The organism is Streptomyces beijiangensis, from assembly GCF_017315755.1.
GTDB lineage: Bacteria > Actinomycetota > Actinomycetes > Streptomycetales > Streptomycetaceae > Streptomyces > Streptomyces beijiangensis.
On record NZ_JAFLRJ010001662.1, the window covers coordinates 1 to 286 of the forward strand.

Sequence of the window (286 nt, forward strand, 5' to 3'; positions counted from 1 at the left end):
AGGTAGGACACCGCGCGGTGCTGCTGGCTCTGCTGGATCAGGTAGATGGCCGTGTTCATGAACAGGGTGTCCGCGAGAGGGAACGGATCCTCGTCGGCCGATTACGCGAACAGTGCGTCGATGTGGGGCAGCAGCAGGCGCCAGGTGGCCATATCCGCCAGGGCATCCTCTGCGGGGAAGGCGGCGGACAGCAGTGCGACGGCGTTGGTCCACCCTTCGCGGACGGCCTCGGGGCTGCGATGCGGGTTCCCGGCTTCCGGCGTGCGAGTGACGGCCTGTACGAGGC

The 286-nt window shown here is 67.8% G+C and carries 1 protein-coding gene; it reads right to left on the reverse strand.

The genetic code is table 11. The annotated features are described in order from the left end of the window. Nucleotides 1–101: 101 nt before the first annotated feature. Nucleotides 102–286 (reverse strand): hypothetical protein (locus J0695_RS43130; protein ID WP_206970244.1); only part of this gene is annotated, 185 nt, incomplete at its 5' end.